Raw genomic sequence first — 20,389 nt, 5'->3', positions numbered from 1 at the left:
TGGGTCTGGCACCTGAATGCGTGAGTGCCGTGACGATCCGCTGTCGAGTGCATCATGTCAGTGCCTCATCGACGATTTCGATCCAGTGACGTACCGGGGTGCGGCCGGCGCCGGCGAGGTGGGTCTGGCAGCCAATGTTCGCCGTGACAATCATCTCCGGATCACCCGCCTCCAGGGCGTCGAGCTTGTTGTCGCGCAGCTGGGTGGCCAGTTCTGGCTGGGTGATCGAATAGGTACCCGCCGAGCCACAGCACAGATGGCCATCCTGCACCGGGGTAAGCGAGAAGCCCAGCCTGGTGAGCACGCCCTCGACGCTCCCCGCAAGTTTCTGGGCGTGCTGCAGGGTACAAGGGCAGTGGAAGGCTAGCCGCTTCTTATCCTGGATGCTCAGCTTGTCCAGTTCTTCGTTGGCCAGCAGCTCGCCGAGGTCCTTGGCCATCGCGCTGACGCGGGCGGCTTTCTCGGCATAGGCGGGGTCGTCGGCCAGTGCTTCGCCATATTCCTTGACCATGGCCCCGCAGCCGCTGGCAGTCTGCACGATGGCTTCGCAGCCGGCCTCCAGGTGCGGCCACCAGGCGTCGATGTTGGTACGCATGCGCTCTCGGCCGGCGTCCTGAGCATTCAGGTGGAAATCGATGGCGCCACAGCAACCGGCCTCGGGTGCCGGGGTCAGGCCGATGCCGAGCTTGTCCAGCACCCGGGCGGTGGCGGCATTGGTGTTGGGCGAGAGACCGGGCTGTACGCAGCCTTCGAGAATCAGCATCTGGCGCGCATGGCGCCTGCCCTCGGGGCGCTTGCCGGCATCCACCGGCGCTGGCGGCATCTTGCTGCTGAGCCGCCCCGGCACCAGCGGTTTGAAGGCGGTGCCCAGCGCGAGCAGGGCCTTGAAGCGAGCGGGGTCGACCAGCGCTTTGCGCAGCCCGAAGCGCAGGCCCCGCTCCGGCAGGCTTCTGGGTACGCGACGCTCGATTTCGGCGCGGCCGATGTCGAGCAGCTTGTGGTATTCGACGCCGGAGGGGCAGGTCGTCTCGCAGTTGCGGCAGGTCAGACAGCGATCCAGGTGTAGCCGAGTCTCCTCGGTGACCTGGTGGTCGTCATCGCGGCTCTCCAGCAATTCCTTCATCAGGTAGATACGGCCGCGGGGCCCATCGCGCTCGTCGCCGAGCAGTTGATAGGTCGGGCAGGTGGCATTGCAGAAGCCGCAGTGCACGCAACTGCGCAATACCCGGTCGGCCTCACGGATATGCGGCTTCTGGAGATCGTCTTGGCTGAAATGAGTCTGCATCGGGCTCTCTCTTCGGGCTGTCTCTTCAGGCGTTCCCGTTGTGCTGCTTTCCGGGAGCCGTTCGAGCTGTTACCGAGCTCAGCAGTCGCCGTAGAGGCGGCCAGGGTTGAAGATCCCGTTCGGGTCGAGTTCGGCCTTGAGGCGACGATGGTATTTGGCGATGACCGGTGCCAGCGGCGTGAAGGGTTCTGCCACACCTTGGGGGCAGCCCCGTGCGTCGCTGGCGCCCAGGCAGGTGGCATGACCACCGTAGCTGCTGGCAGCGGCGCGAATTTCCTCGGCATCGGCGTCGCTCTTCAGCCACCGTTGGGCACCGGCCCAGTCGAAAAGCGTGTCGCCGGCAAGTGAAAGCGGCGGGGTATGGTTGGGCAATGAAAGCCGCCAGAGTGGTCGGGCGTCGCCTGCGAAGAAGGGCAAGCGTAGATCCCGCAGCGCCTGCCAGAAGCCGTCCTTGAGCTCGTCGCCGCCAAGACGCTCGCGGGTCGCGGCCACCGAGCTAGCACCGCCTTCCAGACGCAGGTGCAGGGCGCCTTCCAGGTAGGCGGCGGCGGTGATCGGCAGCGGCTGGCGGCCCCATTCGGTGAGTCGATCCAACGCCTTCTCCAACGGCATGTCCAGGTGCAGGCTGGCGCTGGCGGCGGGTTTGGGAAGCACCTTCATCGACACCTCGCTGACCACACCAAGGGTGCCCTGGGCGCCGACCATCAGGCGCGAGAGGTCGTAGCCGGCGACGTTCTTCATCACCTCGCCGCCGAAGCGCAGTTCGCGGCCGGCGCGATCGATCACGCGGGTGCCGAGCACGAAGTCGCGCACTGCGCCAGACCAGGGGCGGCGCGGGCCGGATAGCCCGGTGGCGACCATACCGCCGACAGTGCTGGTTTCACCGAAGCGAGGCGGTTCGCAGCCGAGCATCTGGCCCTCTGCATCAAGTGCCGCCTCAAGTTCCTCAAGTGGCGTGCCAGCACGTACCGAGACAATCAGCTCGACCGGATCGTAATGGGTGATACCGCGGTGGTTGGCCAGTGACAGCGGCGTGCCTTCCACCGTCCGGCCATAAAAGCTCCGGGTGTCGCCACCGACGATTCTCAGCGGCGAGCCAGCGGCGTCTGCCTGGCGGATCTGCTCGCCAAGCTCTGCGCTGGCGTCCTGATCGCGGGGTGATGTGTATTGCTCAGACATGATGAATCCTTGTGCGTCTCGCCTGCGCCACGGCGGCTGTCTCTGACTGCCGTGGCCGCCTTGGTCAGAACCGGGGAAGCATTCGATTAAAACCGCGGCAGCTCTGGATGCGGCAACTCGTTGTTGTGCACGTGCATGGCACCGAACTCGGCACAGCGCTGTAGGGTCGGGATGTTCTTGCCCGGGTTGAGAAGGCGGTGCTCGTCGAAGGCCGCCTTCACCGCATGGAAGGCCGTGATCTCATCGGGCTGAAACTGGGCGCACATCTGATTGATCTTCTCGCGCCCCACGCCGTGTTCGCCGGTGATGCTGCCACCGGCCTCGACGCAGAGTTCGAGAATCTTGCCGCCGACTTCTTCGGCAAGCTCAAGCTCGCCGGGCTGGTTGGCATCGAACAGGATCAGCGGGTGCATATTGCCGTCACCGGCATGGAAGACGTTGGCGACACGCAGCCCCGATTCCTCGGATAGCCTGGCGATGCCCTTGAGCACGCTTGGCAGGGCGCGGCGCGGGATGGTGCCGTCCATGCAATAGTAGTCGGGAGACATGCGACCCACGGCGGGGAAGGCATTCTTGCGACCGGCCCAGAAGCGCGCTCGCTCGGCCTCGTCGCGGGCCTGCTGGATATCCGTGGCGCCGGCGGTTTCGAGCACGCGTCGCACCGTCTCGCAGTCGTCGGCCACGTCGGCTTCCACGCCGTCGAGCTCGCAGAGCAGAATGGCTTCGGCCTCGACCGGGTAGCCGGCCTTGACGAAGTCCTCGGCGGCGCGGATCGCCAGCTTGTCCATCATCTCGAGGCCGCCAGGGATGATGCCCGCGGCGATGATCTCGCCCACCGCGCGGCCGGCCTTCTCGACGTCGTCGAAGCTTGCCATCAGCACCTTGGCGGTTTCGGGCTTGGGCAGCAGCTTGACGGTGATCTCGGTGATCACCCCGAGCATGCCTTCACTACCGGTGAACAGGGCCAGCAGGTCGAAGCCCGGCGCGTCGAAGGCCTCGGCGCCCAGGGTCATGCGCTCGCCTTCGATGGTGATTACCTCGATCTTGAGCACGTTATGCACCGTCAGACCGTATTTCAGGCAGTGCACCCCGCCTGCGTTCTCGGCGACATTGCCACCGATCGAGCAGGCGATCTGCGAGGAAGGATCGGGCGCGTAATAGAGACCATGGGGTGCGGCGGCTTCCGAGATCGCCAGGTTGCGTACGCCGGGCTGCACGCGCGCAACGCGGGCCTCGGGGTCGACCTCGAGGATGCGCTTGAAGCGCGACATCACCAGCAGCACGCCCTGCTCGAGGGGCAGAGCGCCGCCGGAAAGGCCGGTGCCGGCACCGCGGGTGACGACCGGCACGCCCAGGGCGTGGCAGCGACGCAGCAATGTCTCGACCTGGTCGAGGGTCTCGGGCAGTGCCACCAGCATTGGCAACACCTGGTACACCGATAGGCCATCGCACTCGAAGGGACGAAGGTCTTCCTCGTGGTGCAGCAGGGTCAGGTCCGGAATGGCCCGACTCAGGTCGGCGAGCACGTCGGCCTTGTCGTGGGGCGCAATCGCGCCGTCGAGATGTTCATCGTAGAGGATGTTCATGGTCAGTCTCCGGTCATCCAGGCACTGGCCCACAGAGCTTGCCGGTCTGGGCCCCGCTGGCTTATTGCTGCATATACTCAATCTGAGGATTCTGACGTCGACTGTCTAGTGCTCGGTACATTGGTTTGGCCAATCTTTAGTCTAATTGTGGAAATTAATTCCATGGAAGTGGTTGGCTGCCGGTAGCAGCATGGCTGTGGTGACCGTTCGACCGGTTTTGCTCGTGTCAGAGCGAGGGACTGCGATAATTACGTTGATAGTACTTTTAGCTTGAGTGTCGACAGGCCAGTTTGATGAACCCTATCTTGGAGTAGTCACCGTGAAACATGAGCCCGCCCCATGACCGACTTCGCCGAGCGGTATGCATCGCTTGCTGGCGTGCAGCGCGAGATGGCGAATAAGCTCGCGAGATTGCGAGCCATGCGCCCCTTCTTCATCGATTTGTCACTGCGCGAAAACGCCGTGGGCGCCAGTCGTGGGCAAACGCTCGATGCTAAAGTCACGATACTTTCGCGTCTGCGCCAGTTCGGCTTCGATGACATTTTGTTGGGTACCCTGGATTACGCGATGCCTGACGAACCGACTGTCGATGACGATTTCATGATTTATCTACGTGATCATGATATCGATCGACGCGGATGCTTCGCTTTTACCCAGGTGGGCACCTTGGATGACGATGGCCGCTTCTTGCCTGATCATTCGCAATACAAACTGCGGGACTACGCGGTACCCAATACCTTGCACCAGCTAGTCCTGGGTTGGCGCGGCCGCCAGACTGAGCAACAACGTGCTGCCTTGGCTTCCCGCCTGGCGGCGTCTATCGACTGGCTGCATGACAATGTCGCTGGCGAAGGTGGCGGGGCGCCGCGCATCATCATCAATGTGATAGATGGCTGTGACGGCTTTGTCGCTGATGCAGAATCCATGTGTTGGCTGTTTGACTGGCTTGCCGGTCAAGCCATCGAGGGGGTCAGCTTCGAGGACCCTCGAGGCACTTTTCTGCCTTTTCAGGTAGGCGCTTTCGTCGAGATGGCCAGGGCGTTCACGCCTCCCCCTCTAAAATTGCTGGTGCACCTTCATGCAGGCAACGGCATGGAAAACGCCGCCGCCATCGAAGCGTTGCTAAAGGGGGCTGATGGTGTTTGGGGCGCCCTCTCCAAGCAGGCGGCCATCATCGGGCATGCATCTTCCAGCGAGCTGATCGCTAATCTTGTGCGTTTGGGCAACCCGCATTTGGGTGAGCGCTTTCGTCTCGAGCGGCTGTTGCCTTTGACCCGGGCACTGCGACGCGAACTCGATGGCGATGCACCCGTGGACTGGCCGATTATTGGCGACAACGCCTACCGTCTTCCGCTCAGTGATTTCCGGCAACGCAATGGGCGGTTCATGGACTTGCCTCCGGAGAGCATTGGAGGACGCTATCGATACCGCCTCTGTCCCCAGGTCAGTGATACCGAAGTCATCGCGGGGCGTTTGGCCGAAGTCACCGGTCAGTCAATGGAAACCTTTGGCGCATCGCACCTGTTGGAGATGATGCGACTCATGCGTCGCGAGATTCGACGTGGTTCACCGCTTCTTTATGATGACCCCGACACCTTGCTAGCCCTTTATCGCCGCGCCCAGGCGAGTCATGCCGAGCCTTCAGTGTGCTGGGATATTGAGGACTCACCGCCTCGGGAAAGTGGCAATGATGAACTCGTGGCGCTGCTTGATGACGACACCGACATTTATCGTGCGCTGCTCGAGTCGACTCAAGCGATACCTTGGCGTATCGATTGGGAAACCTTGCGTTTTACTTATGTGGGCCCACAGATTGCTGAGCTGCTGGGTTGGCCGGCCGATAGCTGGGAGTCGATAGAGGACTGGGCCGAGCGTATGCATCCTGAAGACCGTGATGACGTCGTCGATTACTGCGTCATGCAATCGCGCTCAGGTATTGACCACGAAGCGGATTACCGTGCCTTGACCCAGAGTGGGGAGTTTCGTTGGGTGCGTGACGTCGTGCATGTGGTACGCGACAAACAGGGACAGGTAGAAGCGCTTGTCGGTTTCATGTTCGACATCCATGAGCGCAAGCTCGGGGAACAGGAGCGCCTGGCGTTGCAGCGCCGTTTAGAAACCCTTTCCTTCCAGGATGGCCTGACCGAAATTGCGAATCGACGCATGTTCGACGGACAGCTGATGCGTGAATGGCTATCGGCTCAAAAAGAGGCCTCTCAATTGTCACTCATCCTGGTGGATGTGGACCATTTCAAGCAGTACAACGACCACTATGGTCATTTGGCTGGCGACGACTGCCTCAGGCGGGTTGCGACATTGCTGGGTGAGGCTTGCTCCGCAGGGCTGCTGGCCCGCTATGGAGGCGAGGAGTTCGTCTTGTTGCTGCCGGGATGTGGGCCGGAAGTGGCACAGGACATTGCCGAATCTTGTCGACGGCATGTGGATGAAGCGGCGATTGAACATATCGCCTCGGCGGGTCTAGGCAACATCACGATTAGCGTCGGAGTGGGCAGCATGGTGCCGACAAGCGATGATGAAGTGGAGGACTTCGTTGACGCCGTCGATAGTGCGCTCTATCGCGCTAAGCAAGAGGGACGTAATCGAGTCATCAGTTTTTTGATGAACCGCGCCGAGGTCGGCGCGGTTCATCACTGAAGGTGGCTGGTATCAACCGCTCAGTAGACCATCAGATATGTGTAGCCCATAGAGAGCGATCAGGCCGATCAGGCCGGCGGCGGTCACGTAGTAGATCGTCGGCAGGATCGTCTTGCGCAAGGTGATGCCCTCTCGGCCCAGCAGGCCGACGGTTGCCGAGGCAGCGACCACGTTATGAATGGCGATCATGTTGCCGGCGGCGGCGCCAACCGCCTGCAGAGCCACCATCATGGCGGTGGATAGCCCCAGTTGCTGTGCGACGTTGAACTGGAAGTCCGACAGCATCAGATTCGAGACGGTGTTGGAGCCGGCGATGAAGGCGCCCAGAGCACCAACGGCCGGCGCGAACAGCGGATAGACATGGCCCACGCTATCGGCTACCAGCTGCGCCATGGCCACCGGCATCGAGACCAGATCGGCGGTGTTGACCCCGGAATTGATCAGGATGCGTACCATGGGAATGGTGAACAGCAGCACGAAGCCGGCGCCGAGCAGGGTCCGGGAGGATTCGTGGAAGGCGGCCTTGACCTCTGAACCACGCATGCGGTGCAGGGCGACGGTGACCAGGACCACCGCGAGCAGGATGCCGCCGGGCAGGTACAGCGGCTGAATGCTGCCGGAAACGCCCGCCTCGCCAAGGATGTTGCTCCAGGACAGGCTCAGCGAGGTCAGCGCCTCCTTGAGCGGGTCGATGGTGCGCGAGGCAACCAGGAAGATGGCCAGCAGCACGTAGGGCACCCAGCCCATCAAGGTAGACATCGGCGCCTTGCCGCTGACGTCATCGAGCTTGATCTCGAGCTTGCCGATCCACTCGTCAGGCCAGGAGCTGGACTCGGGGAAGTCCCAGGTATCTTTCGGGATCAGGAAACCGCGGCGAGCGGCCGGCACGACGATGGCGAGGCCGACCATGGCGCCGATCATCGACGGGAACTCCGGCCCCAGCAGCACGCCGGCCAGCATGTAGGGCACCACGAAGCAGGCACCGGCAAAAAGGGCGAAGGGCGCAATCGACAGGCCTTCCTTCCATGAGCGGTTGGCGCCGAAGAAACGCACCATCATCAGCACCAGCAGCAGCGGCATCAACAGGCCGACGATGCCGTGAATGATCGCCACCTCAGAGGTGATCAGTCGGAAGTACTCGAGCCAGGTGCCGCCGCTGGCGGTCAACTGCTCGGTGATGCCGGCTTTGTCCAGGCCACCGCTAACGCCGACCACGATAGGCGTGCCCACGGCACCGAAGGATACCGGTGTGGACTGGATCATCATGCCGACCATCACCGCGGCCAGCGCGGGGAAACCAAGCGCTACCATCAGCGGGGCGGCCACAGCGGCAGGTGTGCCGAAGCCCGAAGCCCCCTCGATGAAGCAGCCAAACAACCAGGCGACGATGATTGCCTGCACGCGTCGGTCCGGACTGATGCCCGAAAAGCCGTTGCGAATCGCGGTGATGCCGCCGGAATGCTTCAAGGTGTTGAGCAGCAGGATGGCGCCAAAGATGATCCACAGGATCGCCACCGTGAGCATCAGACCCTGCAGGGTCGATGCCAGTACGCGGTTGGCCGTCATGTCCCAGGCGAACAGGGCGATGGCGGCAGTCACCACATAGACGATGGGCATGGCCTGACGTGCCGGCATGCGAAAGCCGATCAGCAACACGCCAGCCAACAACAGTGGCATGAAGGCGAGCAGGGCGAGTAGGGTTTGACTCATGAGGCAGCAATCCTTGTTTTCATTGGGTGGAAGGGAGGTGCCGAAGACATAAGGTGGTTAGTTTCGTAACCGATACTACGGCTTGGCACCATAAGGCTGGATGGCGTTGCTGGCTACTGATGGGTAATTGGTATTACCAATTAGGTTGTGACTGGATAGTCTAATCCATCCTTTTGATATAAAAGAGTTGTTGGCCTCAATATGACCCCTTTTGGCGAAAGTTCGCCGTGTATTGGGGGGCAATTCTTAGACTAATGGACAGGTGAGGAGACCTCATGAGCCGAGTGCTTTATGAACTGTGCGGTGTTGATGACGAGCTGCTCTTTTCGCCCTTCTGCTGGCGAGTGCGCTATGCGTTGGCGCACAAGGGGCTCGATGCCGAGACCCGGCCATGGCGCTTTTCCGAGAAAGATGCCATCGCCTTCTCGGGGCAAGGGCTGGTGCCGGTGCTGGTCGACGGTGATGAGGTGATCAGCGACAGTTTCGAGATCATGCGTTATCTGGATCGTGCCTATCCCGAAAAGGCGCTACTGGGAAGCCCGGACGCAGAAGCGAGGGCCCGCTTCTTCAAGCACTACGCCGAGCGTTCGCTGGCGCCCGGCATGATGCGCACCATCGTCATGGATCTTTACAACGCGATTGACCCCGATGATCGGGAGTACTTCCGTACCACCCGCGAGAAGCGCTTCGGGCGCACCTTGGAGGAAATGCATTCACCGGCCAAGGGCCTGAGCATGCTCGATCAGGCGCTGGCTCCATTGCGGGGGCGCCTGGAAGAGAGCGACTTCATGGATGGCGAGGCTCCCGGTGCTGCGGATTACCTGCTGTTCGGCAACTTCATGTGGGCACGCACGGTGTCGACGGCGGATCTGCTGTCCAACGCTGACCCCGTGTATGGCTGGGTGGAACGCATGCTCGATATGCATGCCGGCCTCGGCCGCAGCGCCAAGCGTATCGTCGATATTCAGGGCGCCTACGACAAGTGATGTCGTCATGAGCGCCAGGCGACGTTTTCGGTGCCGCATCGCCAATCAACGTTAGCTTTATTGCATAGAAAACGCCCCGCTCTGTGATGAACGGGGCGTTTTCAAGTGCGAGATGGCGAATGTCAGCTTAGAACGTCAGGCCGACGTGAGTCTGGAAGCTGGTGTGCCACTGATCGTCGATCGGCGAGCCAAAGTAGTTCAGACCGTTCTTGTTGGTAACGATATCGAACCAGGCGTAGTAGGGCCCAGCGGTGAGCTTCATGCCCAGATCGTTGACCACCGGGTTTTCCCGGTCGCCAAAGCCGCCGTTGGCCGGGGTGAAGTCGCCTGACGGATCGATCATGCTTAGGTCGTTGTAGAAATAGACGTTTTCTACCGGCCCCCAGTCGACGTCCATGCTGTAGGCCAGGCTTGCCGAGTACATTTCACCGTCGGCGGGGATCAGATAATTGAAGTTGAACGCCCCGATCTGCACGACATTGTCAGAGATTCCGGAGGCCGATTCCGCGGGGTTTTCCGCATTGTATGCGTAGGTGGTGGCCTGCAGGCGAGTCATCCAACTACCGTAGCTGCCGCTCAGGCCCACGGCCGCCTGCCAGTTGTCGCCGCTCTCACCGGTCTTGGTGTTGTAGAGCTGGCCGCCCTTGGCCGAGAGGTTGACTTCGGTGGTGTAATCGCTGCCTTGGCCGAGCGTGTAGGCGACACGAGCGGCAAGCTGGTTTTCTTCGCTGTTACCCTGAGCGCTGCTGCCGACGGCATTGGCGCCGTAGTGAGCGTTACCATCGCCGAGCTGATCGCTCTTGAAGAAGGCGAGCGAGGTGTCCCAGGCGCCTTGGCTGTGATCCCACTTGATACCCGCGTTCTGGTTGTCGTTGAAGCCGGCAATGTAGGGGAGGGTGCCGTACCACCCGAGGTAGCCGTAATCCATGTTACCGAACGGGGTCTGCACCAGGCCGAGCTTCAGGCTGTCGTCTTCGGAGACGTCATAGCCTATCCAGCCGTGCTGGAGGAAACGATAGCCGTCGTAGAAACGATACTGTAAAGAGTAGTTGAAGGCCCCTTCACCGCCGCTGATGCCGAGATTGAACTTGCCGAAGTCCATGTCGCCGGCGGTGTCCTTGTCGCGCTGGTCCCAGTCGTTGAACACGGAGCCGAACTCGAGCTGGCCACTGATGGTGGTCTGCTGAGCGACCTCGATTAGCGTGCGGTTCTCTTCGGCCAGCTGGCGCGTTTCCTGGACGCTGGCATCTTCGGTTTGTGCTGATGTGCTCTCTTGTTGCTCGAGCTGATTCTGCAGTTGCTGCATTTCGTCGCGCAGGGCGTCCAGTTGGCGCTGGACGTCTGCGGCATCTTGGCTGTCCTGAGCCAGTACCGGGGTGGCAACGGCGAAGAGTCCCATGGTCAAGCCAGCGGCTTTGAGTGATCGCTTGCTCACATCTTCTCCTTGGTAAAGATATCAGGAAGAAAACAGGTGGTGCCTGTATTTTTGAGTTGATTGTCGCTTTTTCGCGACAGCACCCTATCAAAAATAACGACAGGTTAGAAATTTGGACGTGCAATTAACTTAAAGGGGCTTACTGGTTAAAGGGGGCTTAGCCGTTAAAGGGGCTTACTGGCGAGTCGCGTGCGGTTGTCCGGCCATCACCTCGGCCTGGCGCTCGAGGGTCAGCGACAGGCGCTCGACCAATCCTTCGAGCAATACGTGCCAGTCCTTGGAGATGCCACTGTGGGTGGCGAGGGCGTCATCCAGTGCCTGGCTCGCCTCACGTATGCCGCGAGGCGATTGGCCACGGGCGCTTTCCTCGAAGGCCTTGGCGAGCACCGCCAGCAGCTCGTGCAGGGCCTGGCGGATGGGCGGCGCGCTATTGTCGAGCCGATGGCGCAGACGCAGGCAGGAGCGGCCGAGGTCGAGGCCATTGAGGCCGATCATGAACAGGTGTCGCTGATCCTCGGGCAGCATGTTGTCGTGGCGACCGAGCTGCAGCAGGCGATCCGCCATGCGCCCACTGAAGGTGGCTTCTGCTTCGTGTAACGATGGCGTACCGATACCGCGCAGATCTCGGCCGATGGCGCTCACCAGGCGGCGGCGTTGAACGGGAGCCCCTAGGCCGGGTATCAGTCGGAATGCCATCACGACCGCACTCAGGCCGATGATCACGGCAATGGCGCGGTTGGCAAAGCTGTCGAAGGAGAAGTCCATGCCGTTGCCGGGCATGGTCAGCAGGATATTGAAGATGGTGAAGGCCAGGCAGTAGCCCATCAGCTGTGGCTTGGCGGCCCCCATAAGCCCCAGGAAAAGCGGCGTGAAGAGCAGCATCGCCAGCATCGGAAAGCCGTTGGCCTGGGAAAGCAACACATGGCCGAACAGGAAGGCGCTGGGCAGGGCCACCAGCATGCCTTTGAAGAACATCATGCAGATCGTGACTGGGTTATCGCGGCTGGCGAAGAACGTCGAAAACAGTGTGCCCAGCAGCATCGCGACCTGGCCGTTGGACCAGTGGGTCTGCAGCCAGAAGGTCGCCAGGCAGGAAAACACCAGCCCGGCCCGCCCGGCGTTGAGCAATGCTGCCAGGTGGTCCCGGTGCCAGGAAAGCGCGCCGGCACGCAGGCGCTTGTGGCCGGGGTGGGCGATGGCTTCCCGGGCATCGAGCATGATCATGGCGCTGCCGAGCACCTCTCGCAGGCCGAGCAGCAGGCGGCGCTGCAGGGGGGCGAGATCGGTTTCCGGGCAGGCATGAGCCTGATGACGCAGATCCTGTAGACGATCGCGGGCCGCCGGCACGCCGCTGACATCTGCGGCATCGCGAAAGGCCTGGGCGCTCTCGCTGGCGAGCCGCCTCAGCGAATCGTTGACCTGGCCGCTCTGGTCCTGCAGCAGCTGATGCAGTGCGCTCAGGGTGGCAAAGAAGCGCAGGGTGCGCTTGGTCAAAAGGTGGGTCGCGCGAACGCGGCCTGCACTGCCGGGGCCCTCGTAGCGTGCCGATTGGCTGTCGATTTCCAGCGTCATCAGCGGTTCGAGGCTCTGGGTCAGCGATTGCTGCAGCTCATCCATGTCGTCACTGGCATCCAGTCGCTGGGCGGCATGGGTGAAGGCCTTATTGACGACGCTGTCGGCTTGACGCGCCAGATGCTCCTTGACCGGCGCAGGCCATAGCAAGGCGTTGACCAGGGTCGCACAGATCGCGCCCAGGCCGAGCTCCGACAGCCGGGCCACGGCGATATCGAAGACACCGCCGGGCTGGCTGTGGCCGATGACCACCACCAGCATCGCGGTCACGGCGCCCATGATGCAGCCGTAGGAAAAATTGTTGCGCAAAAGCGAGCTGGCGTAGGCGCATAGCATCAGCCACAGCGTGAGCGTGATCAGCGCCGGTATCCTTGCCTGTGCAAACAGCGCCATGATGCCGATGCCCACCAGGGCACCCATCAGCGTGCCACCGATCTGGCACAGGCCCTTCTCGATCACCATGCCGCTCATCGGCCGAATTTGCAGGAAGGCGGCCGAGATCAGCGCCCAGTATGGGCGCTCCAGATCGAACATCAGGGCCACATAGAGTGCCAGCACCATGGCGAGCGTGGCCTTGGTGGCAAACTTGAGGGCGGATCGAGACGGCGTTAAATAGGCATCGATCCAGGGCGAAAGACGGCTCAAGGCGACGGTGCCTCGAGGATGCGCACGGTGGCAGTCATGCCGGCACTCAGCAGAGTGTCGTCGGGGATGCCATCGAGCTCGATGCGAACCGGAATACGCTGCGCCAGTCGTACCCAATTGAAGGTCGGTTCGACCTTGGGCAACAACTGGTCGTTGGATGAGGTATTGCTATCGGCGATGCCGCGGCCAATGCCGGCAACATGGCCGTCAAGCTGGGTGTCGCCGCTCATCAGGGTGACGCGGGCGGGATCGCCTAGGGCGATACCCGGCATCTTGGTCTCCTCGAAATAGCCGGTCACGTAGTAGGAGTCTGCCTTCACCAACGCCATCACCGGGTTGCCGGTATTGACGTAATTGCCTTCACTGAGTCTAAGGTTCAGGACGTGGCCGTCGGCCGGCGCGGTCACCGTGGTGCGCTCAAGGTCGAGCTGTGCGCTTTCAAGCTCGGCCTGGGCCTGGTCGAGGGAGGCCTTGGCACTTTGGGTTTCAAGGCGCGCGAGATCCAGATCTTCGTCGCTTATCGCCCGGTTGCTGAGGCGGTTGCGGCGAGTCTCCTCATGCTGCTTGGACTCCCACTGCGCGTTCTTTTGTGCGACGACAGCCTTGGCCTTATCGACGGCCGTTGCATAGCGCTGGCGGTTGATCTGGAAGAGAACATCGCCCTTGTCCACCGCCTGGGTATCCTCGATAGACAGCTCGCTAACCCATCCAGAAACGTCCGGTGCGATGGTGATCACATCGGCCCGTACTCGGCCGTCCCGGGTCCAGGGGGTATAGAGATAGTAATGCCAAAGCCAAGCACCCGCGGCCAAGGCCAGGGCCACGATCACGAGCGTGGTCAGCATGCGAAGCAGTTTGCGCATCATAACGATCCGGTAGCAGAAGAAGAGACATAGGCGATAGCGGCGGTAATGATCACGAACAATGCCGCGTCGAACCAGGCTTCATACCAGAACACCCTCGAGCCCACCAGGCGATGCAGCAGGGTGCGAACTATCAGTGTGCCGAGAGAGCCCAGCAGGGCATATAGCAGCAATGGGCTTACGTAGATGCCGCCCAGGGCGATTTCCTTGAGGTCCATGCTTACTCCCGTTGGTCGGCACACCCGTCGATGGACAAGCCTAATATGTTAGCACGCTATCAAAATAGTTACACCTGGACACTCCGGGCGCCGTTCGAGAAGCCCGCCGGCACCGTTGACAGGATTGCGCTCAGACATTTTGTTTAATGTTTAGGCTACGCTTATGCTGCGTTACAAGGGTCGTCACGATGTCAGTGTCGCGCTCGCTAATGGACTGTCAATAATCAACAATCAAGGTCAGCAACAGGAGACGTCTACCATGATCGTCAAGAAACCATTAATCGGGGCCATTTCCGCCATGGCGATGGTTACCAGCCTCGCGGCCACCGCCGAATCGCTGAACGTTGGCGTGCTAGTGCCGCTGACTGGCGACCTGCAGAGCTATGGTGAGCCGTCGTTGCGTGCGGCTGAGCTGGCGGTCAAGGAAATCAACGCCGACGGTGGCGTGATGGGCGAGCCCATCGAGATCAGTGCCGGTGACACCCAGACCTCGCCGCAGCCCGGCGTGGCGGCGGCTCAGAAACTGGTCAACGTGCAAGGCGTGCATGCCATCTTCGGCGCTCTGTCCAGCGGTGTGACCATCCCGGTGGCACAGAGCGTATCCAAGCCCGAGCAGGTGCTGCAGATCTCCAACGCTTCCACCTCGCCGGTGATCACGAGCCTGGATGACGACGACTTCCTGTTCCGCACCGTGCCGTCGGATGCCTTCCAGGGCGTGGCACTGTCCGAGATCACCGCCGAGAAAGGCTATGAGACCGTCAGTGTCATCTATGTGAACAACGATTATGGCAAGGGCCTGACCGATGCCTTCAGCAAGGCCTTCGAGGCTCAAGGCGGCACGGTGGCGGCAACCGTTGCCTACGAGCAGGGCCAGGCCGCCTATCGCGGCGAGCTGCAGCAGGCCGATACCGGTGGTACCGAGGCACTGGTACTGATCGGCTACCCGGAGAATGGCGAGACCATTTTGCGCCAGGCTCTCGAAGGTGGTTTCTTCCGTGACTTCGTGTTCACCGATGGCATGAAGGCGCCGGAACTGATCGACAACCTTGGCGCCCAGGCCCTGGAAGGCGCCATCGGCACCGTGCCTCAGGCGCGCGGCGATTCGCCGGGTGCCCAGCACTTTGCCAGCGCTTATGACGGTGAATACGGCGAGGTGCCGCCCAAGCCCTATCTGGACACCGCCTACGACGCCCTCTACGTGATCGCACTGGCTGCCGAGCAGGCCGGTTCCACCGACCGTGTGGCCATTCGCGACAGCGTTCGCATGGTCGCCAACCCGCCGGGTGTGAAGGTTGGTCCGGGCGAGTTTGCCAAGGCCGTGGAGCTGATCGCCGCCGGTGAAGACATCGACTATGAAGGTGCCTCTGGCTCGGTGAACTTCGATAGTAACGGTGACGTACCGGGTACCTTCGGCGAGTGGACCTTCAAGGATGGTGAGATCATCACCAACCGCATCTTCGAGCCCACCATGCCCGAATGATGTTCCGTTCGCTGAGCTAGCCCCCGAGCTAGCGACAAGACATCGCCCCGGCCACGTGCCGGGGCGTTTTTTTGCCGGTGACCTATCTTGACCGCCAGCAGAGTCGCTAGTCGAGGCAGATAGGCGAGGCAGATAGGCGGGTCCGTACGGCGTGGAAGCGGACCCGTGTGCTGGGAAAGCCCCGGCTCGGTAAGCGAGCAGCCGTGACCAAAGCCCAAACAAAAACCCCGGCGCTAGGGCCGGGGCGGTGAGAGCCAAGCGGGAGCACGCCCGCCTGTCTCGTCGAGGATTACTTCTTGCGGGCGATCAGTTTGGGCGGCTTCTCGGGCAGAATGCCCTGCGGCCGAGTGACCAGAATGACCTGCAGCAGCACCCCAATCAGCAGCACCCGCAGGGCGGCGGCCTGGGTGGCGTACTCGGTAGGCAGCAGGTCGGTGGCCAGCTCGGTCAGGGTCCAGACGCCCCACACCACCACGGCGCCGAGAATGGCCCCACGGTTATTGCCGCTACCGCCCGCGATCAGCATCACCCACACCAGGAAGGTGCCGTAGAGCGGCATGAAGGCCTCGGGGCTGAGGAAGCCGAAGAAGTGGGCATAGAGGCCGCCGCCCAGGCCCATGATGGCGGCACCTAGCACGAAGGCCTGCAGGCGGAAGCGGGCGATCGACTTGCCCGCCGCAGCGGTGGCGGGCTCGTTCTCGCGAATCGCCCGTAGCACCCGGCCCCAGGGCGAGGCATAGGCGCGCTCGAGCAGGAAGTAGACCAGCACCACGAAGGCCACCACCACCAGCAGATAGCCGAAGGGGCTGTCCAGCGGTGTGCCGGCGAAGGGTCGCTCGATGCCGGCGATGCCGCGCACGCCGTTGGTCAGCCAATCCTCGTTCTTGATGAACAGGCGGATCATCTCGGCGATGCCGATGGTGGCGATGGCGAGATAGTCGGTGCGCAGCTTGGCAGTGATGCGCCCGATCACCAGGCCGATCAGCGCCGAGGCAAGGGTCGCACCGGCGAGGCCCACCAGGAAGGGCATGCCCAGCCCACCGAGATAGGCGGGGCTCTCCGGGGTGGTGAGAATGGCGCTGGTATAAGCCCCCACGGCGAAGAAACCGGCGATGCCGATATTGAACTGGCCGGTGAAGCCCCATTGGGTGTTGAGGCCCATGGCCAGCACCGCATAGATGCCGGCGAAGGTCAGAAACGAGATGAGGTAAGCGAACAGGCTGGCGAGTTCCATCACAGTGTCCCCTTGAAGATGCCCTGAGGCCGGAAGATCAGCATCACCACCATGATGGCGAAGGCCACGGCCGGCTTGTAGGCGGCAGAGATGAACAGCGTCGACATCTCCATCGAAATACCGATGACCATGCCGCCAACGATCGCCCCGTAGGGCCGCCCGATGCCGCCGAGAATGGCCGCGGCGAACACCGGCAGCAGCGTCGTCCAACCCATCACCGGGTGCAGGCGGGTGTCGATGCCGAGGAACACCCCGGCTGCCGCCGCCAGGGCGCCACCGATGATCCAGGTGACGATGATGACGCGCTCAGCGGGAATGCCGCTGACCAGCGCCAGGTCCATGTTGTCGGACATGGCGCGCATCGCCTTGCCCATCCGAGTGCGCGTCAGGAACAGATGCACGCCGGCGACCAGGCCCAGCGAGATCAGCACGATCCACACATGATCCGGCTTGATGCGCAGGCCACCGAGCACGTCGAGACGCCAGGGGAACTGGATGCCGCTGGCGTAGGTCTGGTTTTCCGAGCCCCAGATCAGCTGGATCAGGCTGCGCAGGATCAGTGCCATGCCGAACGAGGAGATCAGCAGAATGACCGGCTGGGTGCGGCGTATACGCCGATAGAGCAGTTGGTCGATGACCACGGCCACCACGGCCATGCCGATCATCGCCGCCGGCAGCGCGAACCAGGGGCTGAGCCCCATCACGGCGATGAAGGTCAGGCCGATGTAGGCGCCAAGCGTCATGAAGTCGCCATGGGCGAAGTGCGCGAAGCGCAGGATGCCGAAGATCATCGACACGCCGATGGCGCCCATGCTCAGCACGCTGCCCAGCACCATGCCGTAGATCAGGATCTGTAGAATGTCATTCATGGCTAGCCCCCCAGGAACATTTCAGCGACTTCCGGGTTGGCCAGCAGATTGGGCCCGGTGTCCTCATGGCGATTGGCGCCGGTGGCAAGCACATAGCCGCGGCTGGCGATGGCCAGCGCCTGCTTGGCATTCTGCTCGACCATCAACACGCCGATGCCCTGGGCGTTGATCTCCTTGATGCGCTCGAAGGTCTCGTCGATCAGCTTCGGCGACAGGCCGGCGGTGGGCTCATCGAGCATCAACAGCTTGGGGTCGACCATCAGGGCGCGGCCCATGGCAACCAGCTGGCGCTCGCCGCCGGACATCAGCCCGGCAGGCTGGCGGCGGCGCTCGGCGAGCTTGGGGAACAGGTCGTAGACCTTTTCCATGCGCGGCTTGAGATCGTCGGTCATCAGATAGCCGCCCATCTCGAGGTTTTCCTGCACGGTAAGCGAGGGAAAGACGTTCTGTTCCTGAGGCACGTAGGCGATGCCTCGGCGCACCATCTGTTCCGGCTTGGCGTTGGTGATGTCCTCGCCCTGGAAAAGCACCTTTCCGGTGCGGATCTTCACCAGCCCGAAGATCGCCTTCATGGCGGTGGATTTGCCGGCCCCGTTGGGGCCCACGATAACCACGATTTCGTCGGCGTTGGCCCGCAGATTGGTGCCCTTGAGGATATCGGCGCCGCCGTAGCCGCCGTAGATCTCCTGGGCATCCAGCAGGGTGGTGGTCGAGCTGCTCATGCGTCTTCCCCCATATGACCGCTGACGCCGCCACCCAGATAGGCTTCGCGAACCTCTGCATTCTGGCGAATCTCGCTCATCGGGCCAGAGGCGATCAGTTCGCCGTTGGCCATCACGTGCACCGGGTCGCAGAGTTGTGAGATCAGGTCCATATCGTGCTCGATCAGGCAGAAGGTATAGCCACGCTCGGTGTTGAGACGGCGGATCGCCTCGCGGATCTTGCCGAGCAGCGTGCGATTGACGCCGGCGCCTGGCTCATCCAGCAGCACCATCTTGGCGTCGGTCATCATGGTTCGACCCAGATCCAGCAGCTTCTTCTGGCCCCCCGAGAGATTGCCGGCCAGTTCATCGGCGACATGCGAGATTTCCAGGAAGTCGAGCACTTCATCGACCCGCTCGAGTACCTTGGTATCTTCCTGGCGAACTCGGCCCCAGCGTAGCCAGCTATTGAAGAGGTTTTCACCGCTCTGTTCAGGGGGAACCACCATCAGATTCTCGCGCACCGTCATCTGCGAGAACTCATGGGGAATCTGGAAGGTGCGCACCAGCCCCCGGTGGAAGAGTTCGTGGGTCGGCAGGCCGGTGATGTCCTGGCCGTCGAGCACGATGCGGCCGCTGGTAGGCGGGAAGAGGCCGGCGACGATGTTGAACAGGGTGCTTTTGCCGGCGCCGTTGGGGCCGATCAAGCCGGTGATGCTGCCCTGGGCAACCTCGAAGGACACATCCTTCACCGCCTGCAAGCCGCCGAAGGACTTGGAGACGTTTTCGATTCGGATCAAGGTGGGAGCTCCTGCCTTGAGATTGTTCTTGAAATTGTGGTGGAGCGGGCAGCGCTGGCCTTTAGGCAGGCTCGCCCAATGCGAAGACAGTATCGCCGAGCACGAGGCGTATCAAGGCGACGAACAGACGGGATTTAAACGCTCGTCTCAAGGCAGGAGGCGGGCGCCGATGACGGTGAACGACGCCAGGCAACTGGACCACCGCTGTTCGTCTTACTCGTCATGACGTTTCGCGGGTGATAGACGATGGCGTGGTTCGCTAGGTGACGCACCACCTATCCGCCGAGGCGTTTACGCACTGACCCGTTTGCGACCAGGTGAACCTGCCGTGGGCGACGCCAGCTTGATAGAGCTGATGTCTACTGGATAGTGTAAGTCTCTTACACAAGGACCCGCCGATAGATGGCCATAGAACAAGGAGAAGCTTGTGATCAGCCTGAATGAGCGTGTGCAGGGCAAGGATCTACAGCGCTTTCTTAATAGCCGAGGGGTCGGTGATGCATGCCCGACCTGCCAGGATGGGAAACTCAGCATTGCTGTCTTTGATCCAGAGGGAGAGCAGGAAGGAAATGCTCTTGCTATCAGGGTGGTGCATCTACTGGATGATGGCTCGCGCCGAGGTTATGGAGAGTTCATGCGCGTTTGCGCGAATTGTGGGCACATACATTACATTCGCGATGCTGAGGTACTGGCCTTCATGGAAGAGGAGAGCGACAATGGCTAAATCGAAAGTCGCCGATCTACGTCCCATCGATGGGGGCGGGGAGCCACCGGATATGGAACAGCGCTTGAGGCACCTGGAGCAGGAAGTCGCGGTCGTGAAAGAGACCATGGCGACCAAGGAAGCTCTGGCTAAGGCCGAAACCAACATCATCAAATGGAATGTCGGTACCATCGTGGCCGTCGCGGCCCTGGTGTTTGCTATCATCCGCTTCGCGGGCGGCTAAAGCCTGCTGAACCTCTTCCTAAGCGCCCTGGCTACTTGCCGGGGTGTTTTGTTATCGGCGCTAAGTCAGAGTCTGGTGCTGCCCTTCGCTTGATGCTGGAGGGCTTCATCGCGGTGTCATGATTGGCTGGCGAACTGGGTAGGTGATGGGCGCGCCGATAGGGAAAATCCATGTTGCACTGCAACAACGGTTTTGCTATGTTGCATTGCAACGAAGGGCGAAAT

Annotated in this window: 17 protein-coding genes; 5 read left to right on the top strand and 12 right to left on the bottom strand. The window is 61.8% G+C overall.

The genetic code is table 11. The features are described 5' to 3' along the window. Positions 1-52: 52 nt before the first annotated feature. The 3 genes from glcF to glcD all read right to left on the bottom strand — a co-directional run bounded on the left by glcF (position 53) and on the right by glcD (position 4,050). The gene (gene glcF / locus HUS66_RS05895) at positions 53-1,285 is read right to left on the bottom strand and encodes a glycolate oxidase subunit GlcF (RefSeq protein ID WP_175070019.1); all 1,233 of its coding nucleotides are present in this window, start codon (positions 1,283-1,285) and stop codon (positions 53-55) included. A 78-nt stretch (positions 1,286-1,363) separates the two neighbouring features. Beyond that, the gene (gene glcE / locus HUS66_RS05890) at positions 1,364-2,464 is read right to left on the bottom strand and encodes a glycolate oxidase subunit GlcE (protein ID WP_175070018.1); all 1,101 of its coding nucleotides are present in this window, start codon (positions 2,462-2,464) and stop codon (positions 1,364-1,366) included. An 86-nt stretch (positions 2,465-2,550) separates the two neighbouring features. Continuing rightward, positions 2,551-4,050 carry a glycolate oxidase subunit GlcD gene (gene glcD / locus HUS66_RS05885; RefSeq protein ID WP_175070017.1) on the bottom strand — a complete coding sequence of 500 codons (1,500 nt, stop codon included), beginning with the start codon at positions 4,048-4,050 and terminating at the stop codon, positions 2,551-2,553. A 339-nt stretch (positions 4,051-4,389) separates the two neighbouring features. Between glcD and HUS66_RS17755 the strand changes: the two genes are divergently transcribed. Beyond that, a complete protein-coding gene (locus tag HUS66_RS17755) occupies positions 4,390-6,705 on the top strand; it encodes a diguanylate cyclase domain-containing protein (RefSeq protein WP_254628712.1) in 2,316 nt (771 codons plus the stop codon). Positions 6,706-6,717: 12 nt separating this feature from the next. On the opposite strand, the gene HUS66_RS05875 is transcribed toward HUS66_RS17755, so the two are convergent. Then, entirely contained in the window at positions 6,718-8,415 is a 1,698-nt protein-coding gene (locus tag HUS66_RS05875; RefSeq protein WP_175070016.1) for an L-lactate permease, read from the bottom strand. Between the two features lie 275 nt (positions 8,416-8,690). On the opposite strand from HUS66_RS05875, the gene HUS66_RS05870 reads away from it, so the two are divergent. After that, on the top strand, positions 8,691-9,401 hold the full coding sequence (locus tag HUS66_RS05870) for a glutathione S-transferase N-terminal domain-containing protein (RefSeq protein ID WP_175070015.1): 711 nt from the start codon (positions 8,691-8,693) through the stop codon (positions 9,399-9,401). 127 nt (positions 9,402-9,528) lie between these two features. Here HUS66_RS05870 and HUS66_RS05865 read toward each other — a convergent pair whose 3' ends face one another. The 4 genes from HUS66_RS05865 to HUS66_RS05850 form a co-directional block, all read right to left on the bottom strand. Continuing rightward, complete coding sequence (locus HUS66_RS05865) at positions 9,529-10,836, bottom strand: hypothetical protein (RefSeq protein ID WP_175070014.1); 1,308 nt, start codon at positions 10,834-10,836, stop codon at positions 9,529-9,531. Between the two features lie 174 nt (positions 10,837-11,010). Next, complete coding sequence (locus HUS66_RS05860) at positions 11,011-13,053, bottom strand: FUSC family protein (RefSeq protein ID WP_254628711.1); 2,043 nt, start codon at positions 13,051-13,053, stop codon at positions 11,011-11,013. Beyond that, complete coding sequence (locus HUS66_RS05855; RefSeq protein WP_175070013.1) at positions 13,050-13,916, bottom strand: efflux RND transporter periplasmic adaptor subunit; 867 nt, start codon at positions 13,914-13,916, stop codon at positions 13,050-13,052. Before HUS66_RS05855 ends, HUS66_RS05860 begins: the two co-directional genes overlap by 4 nt. Then, positions 13,916-14,134 (bottom strand): DUF1656 domain-containing protein, encoded by a 219-nt coding sequence (locus tag HUS66_RS05850; protein ID WP_175070012.1) that lies wholly within the window; start codon positions 14,132-14,134, stop codon positions 13,916-13,918. The genes HUS66_RS05855 and HUS66_RS05850 overlap by 1 nt, the downstream gene beginning before the upstream one ends. Before the next feature lie 259 nt (positions 14,135-14,393). Between HUS66_RS05850 and HUS66_RS05845 the strand changes: the two genes are divergently transcribed. Further along, positions 14,394-15,614: an ABC transporter substrate-binding protein gene (locus HUS66_RS05845; RefSeq protein WP_175070011.1), complete on the top strand. Its 1,221-nt coding sequence runs from the start codon at positions 14,394-14,396 to the stop codon at positions 15,612-15,614. A gap of 289 nt (positions 15,615-15,903) precedes the next feature. On the opposite strand, the gene HUS66_RS05840 is transcribed toward HUS66_RS05845, so the two are convergent. The 4 genes from HUS66_RS05840 to HUS66_RS05825 are packed head-to-tail and all read right to left on the bottom strand — an operon-like array spanning position 15,904 to position 19,218. Further along, positions 15,904-16,848: a branched-chain amino acid ABC transporter permease gene (locus HUS66_RS05840; protein ID WP_175070010.1), complete on the bottom strand. Its 945-nt coding sequence runs from the start codon at positions 16,846-16,848 to the stop codon at positions 15,904-15,906. Next, the gene (locus HUS66_RS05835; protein WP_175070009.1) at positions 16,848-17,717 is read right to left on the bottom strand and encodes a branched-chain amino acid ABC transporter permease; all 870 of its coding nucleotides are present in this window, start codon (positions 17,715-17,717) and stop codon (positions 16,848-16,850) included. Before HUS66_RS05835 ends, HUS66_RS05840 begins: the two co-directional genes overlap by 1 nt. A 2-nt stretch (positions 17,718-17,719) precedes the next feature. Then, the gene (locus HUS66_RS05830; protein ID WP_175070008.1) at positions 17,720-18,439 is read right to left on the bottom strand and encodes an ABC transporter ATP-binding protein; all 720 of its coding nucleotides are present in this window, start codon (positions 18,437-18,439) and stop codon (positions 17,720-17,722) included. Next, positions 18,436-19,218, bottom strand: a complete 783-nt coding sequence (locus HUS66_RS05825) for an ABC transporter ATP-binding protein (RefSeq protein WP_175070007.1) — start codon at positions 19,216-19,218, stop codon at positions 18,436-18,438. Before HUS66_RS05825 ends, HUS66_RS05830 begins: the two co-directional genes overlap by 4 nt. Before the next feature lie 427 nt (positions 19,219-19,645). On the opposite strand from HUS66_RS05825, the gene HUS66_RS05820 reads away from it, so the two are divergent. Continuing rightward, positions 19,646-19,942, top strand: coding sequence for a hypothetical protein (locus HUS66_RS05820; RefSeq protein WP_175070006.1), 297 nt, complete (start codon positions 19,646-19,648; stop codon positions 19,940-19,942). Between the two features lie 52 nt (positions 19,943-19,994). Next, positions 19,995-20,165, top strand: a complete 171-nt coding sequence (locus HUS66_RS05815; RefSeq protein WP_175070005.1) for a hypothetical protein — start codon at positions 19,995-19,997, stop codon at positions 20,163-20,165. The last annotated feature ends 224 nt before the right edge of the window (positions 20,166-20,389 follow it).

This window comes from Onishia taeanensis, from assembly GCF_013349955.1.
In the GTDB taxonomy this organism is placed as follows: domain Bacteria; phylum Pseudomonadota; class Gammaproteobacteria; order Pseudomonadales; family Halomonadaceae; genus Onishia; species Onishia taeanensis_B.
This window is presented reverse-complemented; position numbering and strand designations above follow the sequence as displayed.